Raw genomic sequence first — 6,573 nt, 5'->3', positions numbered from 1 at the left:
CGCCGGATCGCCGGCGCGCGATCTCGCGGCCATCGTGCTCGGCGTGCTGGGCGGGCGCGACGGCGCCGCGCGCACCTTCGCCGCGCTGCCCGCGGGCCAGCGCACCGCCGTGCTCGATGCGATCGCCATGGCACTGCATGCCGACGCGCGCGCCATCGCCGTCGAGGACCAACGCCGGCTGCTGGCGGCGCTGGCCGGCACGGCGCTCGTCTGCCTGGATCTGAGTCCCTTCGCCGCGGCGCTGACCGACGCGCTGCTCGAAACGCTGTTGCGCGGCACGGGCGCGTCGCTCAGGCGGCTCGATCTGAGCGGCTGCTCGCGGCTGTCGCCGCAGGCGCTGCGCCATGTGGAAGCGTATGCGCCCGGGCTGCGGACGCTGCTCCTGCGAGCGATGCGGATGCCGGGCGACTGGATGCCGGGCGACCCGACGCTGGCCGAGCGCGCCGCCGCGCCGCTGGTCGCGCAGCCGGGCCCGCCGCAATCGCCGCTGCTCGTTCTGCGCGCACTGGAGGAGCTCGATCTGCGCGACAACGGCGCGCTGCGGACGGTGCGGCTGGAGGCGCCGGCGCTGCGCGTGCTGCGGCTGGACGGCTGCGCGGCGTTGCGCGAATTACGGCTCGATGGCGCCCGGCAGCTGAGCCGGCTCGACGCACGTCACTGCACCGCATTGCCCGAGCCGGTGCTGCGATCGCTGGCGCGCGACAATCCCGCGCTTGCCGAGGTCCAGCTCGCGGGCTGCGGACAGCTGCGCCAGGCCGCGCTGTGCGAGGCCCATCCATGGCTGCTGGCCTGGCCGTGGGACGGCTGGACCAAAGGCGGCATCGCGCGGCTGCGCCAGTCGCTGTCCGGGCCCGACGGCAGCGCTTGCGGACCCATGCCGCGCTACGTGATCCGGCAGATCACCGATTGGCTGCGCGAGCGTGAGCGGGCGGTGCAGGCGCTGAACCGGCTCTACCGCGACCCCGGCACGCCGCGGCGCCTGCGCGAGGCCGCCGAGGCGGCGCTGCTGGGCCGCGAGAGCGTGGCGCTGCGGGAGGCCGGCGTGGCGGCCGCCACGCTGATCGGCAACGCCACCGATTCGCAGCCGGCGCTGGGCATCGGCATGCTGGTGCCGGCGCTGTCGTCGTCCGGCAGCGAGGAGAGCCGCATCGCGGCGGCGGCCGCGCTCGGCGGCCTCATTGCGATCCCCTCGCGCGAGGATGTCGCGCGCTGGGCGCAGCGCGATGGGGCGGTGTCGCGGTAGTGGTGCGGGGGGCCGGTGCACTCGGCGCATTGCGCCCGAGTCATTGCGACCGGCTCAATGCACCCAAGTCAATGCATCCAACTCAATGCACCCAACTCAATGCACCCAACTCAATGCACCCAATTCAAAGCGCCCGACGCAATGCGCCCCACTCAATGCGGCGGCTCGTTGCTGTCCGCGGCACTGGCGGCGGTCCCCATCGTCGCGCCGGTGGCCGCGGCGGCCTCGGCGGCCTGCGCCGCGGCGCCGCGCACGTGCGGCCGCAACACCTCCATCATCTCGATCGGCACCGGAAACACGATGGTCGAGCTGCGATCGCCCGCCACCTGCGTCAGCGTCTGCAGATAGCGCAGCTGCATCGCCTGCGGCTGCCGCGCCAGCATCTGCGCCGCTTCCAGCAGCTTCACCGACGCCTGCAGCTCGCCCTCGGCGTGGATCACCTTGGCGCGCCGCTCGCGTTCCGCTTCGGCCTGCCGCGCAATCGCGCGCACCATCGATTCGTTCAGATCCACATGCTTGATCTCGACGTTCGACACCTTGATGCCCCAGGCGTCGGTCTGCGCGTCCAGCACCTTCTGGATGTCCAGGTTCAGCTTCTCGCGCTCGGACAGCATCTCGTCGAGATCGTGCTTGCCGAGCACCGCGCGCAGCGTGGTCTGCGCCAGCTGGCTGGTGGCCTCGAGGAAGTTGGCCACCTGGATGATCGCGTTCTGCGGATCGACCACGCGGAAATAGACCACCGCGTTGACCTTGACCGAGACGTTGTCGCGCGAGATCACGTCCTGCGCCGGCACGTCCATCACCACGGTGCGCAGGTCGACCCGCACCATCTGCTGTATCACCGGGATCACCAGCACCAGACCCGGTCCCTTGACGCGCCAGAACCGGCCCAGCATGAACACCACGCCGCGTTCGTACTCGCGCAGCACGCGGAAGGCGGAGAAGATCAGCAGGGCCAGCAGGATGACGAGGGTGCCGGCGCTGAGGCTGAAGATCATGGTCGGTCTCCTTGTGGGGAGGTGGGGGACGTGGGGGACGTGGGGGAGGGCGGCGGCCGCGCGGGGGATTCGTCCGTGGACAGGCTGTCGGCCGGCTCGACGTCGAGCACCAGGCCCTGGCGGCCTGTCACGCGCACGGCCTGGCCGGTCTGCAGCGGCGCCGCGCTGCGCACGCGCCAGCGTTCGCCCTGCACCTCGGCCCAGCCGTCATCGATGATGCGGCCGGCATTGCCGACCACGCGGGTGTCGGCGATCACCGCGGGCTGGCGGCGTGCGCGCACGGCGGCCGCGGACACGCCGAAGCTCAGCGCCGCGGCTGCCAGCGACAGCGTGCCGATCATCCACAGCGGCACGCCGAAACCCGGGATGTCGGTGTCGATGAGCATCACGGCGCCCAGCGCGAACGCCACGATGCCGCCCAGGCCCAGCGCGCCAAAGCTCGGCAGGAAGGCCTCGGCCACCATGCAGCCGATGCCCAGCGCGATCAGCGCCAGGCCGGCGTAATTGATCGGCAGCATCTGCAGCGCGAACAGCGCCAGCAGCAGGCAGATCGCGCCGGCCACGCCGGGCAGCACCATGCCGGGTGTCGAGAATTCGAAGATCAGCCCGTAGATGCCGATCATCATCAGGATCAGCGCGACGCTCGGTTCGGTCAGCACGGCAAGCAGCCGATAGCGCCAGTCGGGCTCCAGCTCGATCACGCCGGCCTGCGCGGTGCGCAGCGTGCGCGACGCGCCGGCCGCGACCACGGCGCGCCCGTCGACCGCGCGCAGCAGCGCCGGCAAGTCCGGCGCGATCAGGTCGACCACGCGCTGCGCCGCGGCCTCGTCGGCCGACAGGCTGACCGCCTCGCGCACCGCGCGCTCGGCCCATTCCGCATTGCGCCCGCGCAGCTGCGCGAGGCCGCGGATATAGGCGGCGGCATCGTGCAGCTGCTTGCGCTCGAGGGTGTCGAGACCGTCGTCCTTGCTGTCCGGAGCGGCGCGGCCGGGCGCGCTGGCGGCGCCCTCCGAGGCCGGGCGGGTATCCGCAGGCCGCTCGGCCCGCTCGGCTCGCTCCCGCCGTTCCGGGCCGCCGATGCCGAGCCGTACCGGGCTGGCGGCGCCCAGATTGGTGCCCGGCGCCATCGCGGCCAGATGGCTGGCGTAGAGGATGTAGGTGCCGGCGCTGGCGGCGCGCGCCCCGCCCGGATAGACGTAGCTCAGCACCGGGACCGGGCTCGCGAGGATGTCCTGGATGATCTGCCGCATCGATGGGTCCAGCCCGCCGGGCGTGTCCATCTCCAGCACGATCAGCTGGGCGCCGGCCTGGCGCGCCTGCTCGAAGCCGCGCCGCACGAAGCTGGCGCTGGCCGGGCCGACCGCGCCCTTGAGCGGAATCAGGTAGACCGGCGCAACGCCTCCGGGCTGCGCACGCGCGCGGTCGGCCGGGCCGCCGGGCTGGGCCAGAGCCAGCGTCATGCCGACGATCAGCAGCATGACGGCGGCGAGCCGCCGCGCGAAGCTTGCCTGTGCGTTCATGGTCTGCGCTCGTGAAGTCCTTCGCGCCGGCGGGGCCAAGGCTGCCGCGCCAGCGTTCGCACCATTGCTTGCGCGGTGGCCGCCCAGTGGCGCGCCGTCCGCCGATTGCGCTGCAACGGTCATCGTGTCGTTCCCGCGAAAGCGGAAATGCGGCGTCCTGGACAGCCACTGGGTCCCCCGCCTGCGCGGGGACGACCAGTTCGTCGAGGCGCTGAAACGCCTTGCGGCGCTCATTCCAGTGTAGGCGACACGACACGGCTTGCCCGGGACGGTGCCGTGGTCTTGGCGCGCCGCCGTCGCGCTTTGCCCGCCGCGGGTACGATAGCGGGATCGCCGACGCGCCAGAACGGAGAATCCGCATCGTGTCAGTCTCGCCCTCCCGCAATCCCGAGCTGGTCCACGGCACGCTCGCCGGCAGCGAAGCCCGCCGTCCGGGCGCCTGGGCGGTCGCGCTCGGCGGCCTGGTCTCGCTGGCCGTCGCCATGGGCATCGGCCGCTTCGCCTTCACGCCCTTGCTGCCGATGATGCTGCACGACGGCAGCGTGACGCTGCATCAGGGCGGGTGGATCGCGACCTGGAACTACATCGGCTATTTCGTCGGCGCGCTGGCCTGCCTGCTGATCCGGCCCGATGCCGCGCGCATGGTGCGCTGGGGCCTGGCGGCCACCGTCGCGCTGACGCTGGCGATGGCGTTGCCGCTGGGCATGCTGTCCTGGTCGCTGTGGCGCGCCGCCGCCGGTGTCGCGAGCGCCTTCGTGCTGGTCTATACCGCGGCCTGGTGCATGCAGCGGCTGGCCGAGGCCGGCAAGCCGGCGCTCGGGGGCCTGATCTTCTGCGGACCGGGCATCGGCATCGTCGCCACCGGGGTTTCGGCCTTCGGCATGGTCGGCATGGACTGGAGCGCGGCCTGGGGCTGGATCGCGTTCGGCGTGCTGGCGCTGGTGCTGGTGGCGGCGGTATGGCGCATCTTCCAGCCCGACTCGGCTCCCCACTCGGCCACGGCTTCCGCCGCGGCGGCGCCGCCGCGCATGGCGGCGTGGTCCGGCGAGGCCTGGGCGCTGACCGTGGCCTACGGGCTGGCCGGTTTCGGCTACATCATCACCGCGACCTTCCTGCCGGTGATCGCGCGCCAGGCGATGCCGGGCTCGTTGTGGGCGGACCTGTTCTGGCCGCTGTTCGGCGCCGCGGTGGCGCTCGGCGCGCTGACGGCCGTGCGCATCGGCGTGCGGCACGACAACCGCGTGCTGCTGGCGCTGGCCTATGGCATGCAGGCGGCGGGCGTGGCGATCGCGGCGGTGTGGCCGACGCTGGCCGGTTTCGCGCTCAGCAGCCTGCTGGCGGGGCTGCCGTTCACCGCGCTGGTGCTGTTCGCCATGCACGAGGCGCGCCGGCTGGCCGGCGGCCAGGCGCCGCGGCTGATCGGGCTGATGACGGCCGCGTACGGGCTCGGTCAGATTGTCGGGCCGCCGTTCGCCACCGCGCTGGTGGCCCGCACCGGCGGCTTTGCCGCGTCGCTGGTCGGCGCCGCGCTGGCGCTGCTGGCCGGCGCGCTGATCTACCTGTGGCTGCGCCGGGTCGCGCCCTTGCCGTCCGCCGCGGCGCCGCATGCCTGAGCCGGGCTGAGCTGGGCCGGGCCGAGCTGGGCCGGGCCGGGCAGAGTTGGGCCGGGCTGAGCTGGGCCGGGCCGAGCTGGGCCGGGCCGGGCAGAGTTGGGCCGGGCAGAGTTGGGCCGGGCAGAGCTGGGCAGAGCTGGGGCAGAGTTGGGTAGAGGAGGCCGGGCAGGGTTGGGCGGGCTGACCCGAGCGGGCTGGGCCGGCGAGCAGCTGGGCGCGGCGAGCCGGCCCAATCCACGCCCCTGCGCGCTTCGGCTACAGTATCGCCTTCGCCGCCATCGGCAACCGGCCCGCGGGCCGGCATCGCCGACGGCGCAAGGAGCCATCGATGTCCTTCGCCCTGCAACCCGCCCGCGCCACCGGCGCTTCCGCCAACGCTTCGGCGACCGTTTCCGAAGCCGAGCGCCGCATGCGCGTCGATCTCGCCGCGGCGTACCGGCTGTGCGCGCTGGCCGGCTGGGACGACCTGATCTACACGCATATCTCGGCCACGGTGCCCGGCGAGCCGGACCACTTCCTGATCAACCCGTTCGGCCATGCCTTCGACGAGATCCGCGCGTCGGACCTGGTCAAGATCAACGGCCGCGGCGAGGTGGTCGGCGACAGCCCGCATCCGGTCAACGTGACCGGGTTTGCGCTGCATGCGGCCGTGCACGCGGCGCGTCCGGACGCGGTCTGCGTGATGCACCTGCACAATACCGCCGGCGTCGCGGTGTCGGCCCAGGCCGACGGGCTGCTGCCGCTGTCGCAGCATGCGATGCGCTTTTACGGCCGGCTCGCCTATCACGACTACGAGGGCCTGGCCTTCACGCCGGCCGAGGGCGCGCGGCTGACCGCCTCGCTGGGCAGCCATCCCGCCATGCTGCTGCGCAACCACGGCACGCTGACGGTCGGCCGTACCGTGGCCGAGGCCCATGTGCTGATGGCCACGCTGATCAAGGCCTGCGAAATCCAGCTCGGCGCGCTGACCGCCACGCGCGTGGTGCTGCCCTCGGTCGAGGTGGCGACGCGGACCTCGGCCCAGCTCGACGACGGCGGCGCCATCGAGGGCGCGCTGGAATGGCCGTCGCTGCTGCGCAAACTCGATAAAATCGATCCCTCGTATCGCGACTGAGCGCGACGGGTGCCACGCAGCGCGAGCAAGCGCAACGCAGGGCAGCGCCCGCTTCAGTCCTTGCACCATTCATCCATAACAACAG

The 6,573-nt window shown here is 72.8% G+C and carries 4 protein-coding genes and 1 pseudogene; 3 read left to right on the top strand and 2 right to left on the bottom strand.

The genetic code is table 11. The features are described 5' to 3' along the window. Positions 1–1,243: hypothetical protein (locus F1599_RS26075; RefSeq protein ID WP_223819881.1), on the top strand; the 1,243-nt coding region annotated here is incomplete at its 5' end. 263 nt (positions 1,244–1,506) lie between these two features. Here the strand turns inward: F1599_RS26075 and F1599_RS25700 are convergent. Next, positions 1,507–2,241: pseudogene (locus F1599_RS25700) on the bottom strand (slipin family protein); the annotation flags it as partial. After that, the gene (locus tag F1599_RS25695; protein ID WP_190286455.1) at positions 2,238–3,761 is read right to left on the bottom strand and encodes an NfeD family protein; all 1,524 of its coding nucleotides are present in this window, start codon (positions 3,759–3,761) and stop codon (positions 2,238–2,240) included. The pseudogene F1599_RS25700 and the gene F1599_RS25695, both read right to left, overlap by 4 nt. 392 nt (positions 3,762–4,153) lie before the next feature. Here F1599_RS25695 and F1599_RS25690 point away from each other — a divergent pair, with 392 nt between their 5' ends. Continuing rightward, positions 4,154–5,374, top strand: coding sequence for a YbfB/YjiJ family MFS transporter (locus tag F1599_RS25690; protein WP_223819884.1), 1,221 nt, complete (start codon positions 4,154–4,156; stop codon positions 5,372–5,374). A 328-nt stretch (positions 5,375–5,702) separates the two neighbouring features. Further along, on the top strand, positions 5,703–6,488 hold the full coding sequence (locus tag F1599_RS25685) for a class II aldolase/adducin family protein (protein WP_149316923.1): 786 nt from the start codon (positions 5,703–5,705) through the stop codon (positions 6,486–6,488). Positions 6,489–6,573 lie beyond the last annotated feature (85 nt).

It is taken from the genome of Cupriavidus cauae, assembly GCF_008632125.1.
Lineage (GTDB): Bacteria > Pseudomonadota > Gammaproteobacteria > Burkholderiales > Burkholderiaceae > Cupriavidus > Cupriavidus cauae.
Note: the sequence above shows the minus strand (reverse complement) of the source record. Positions and strands in the feature narration are given on the sequence as shown.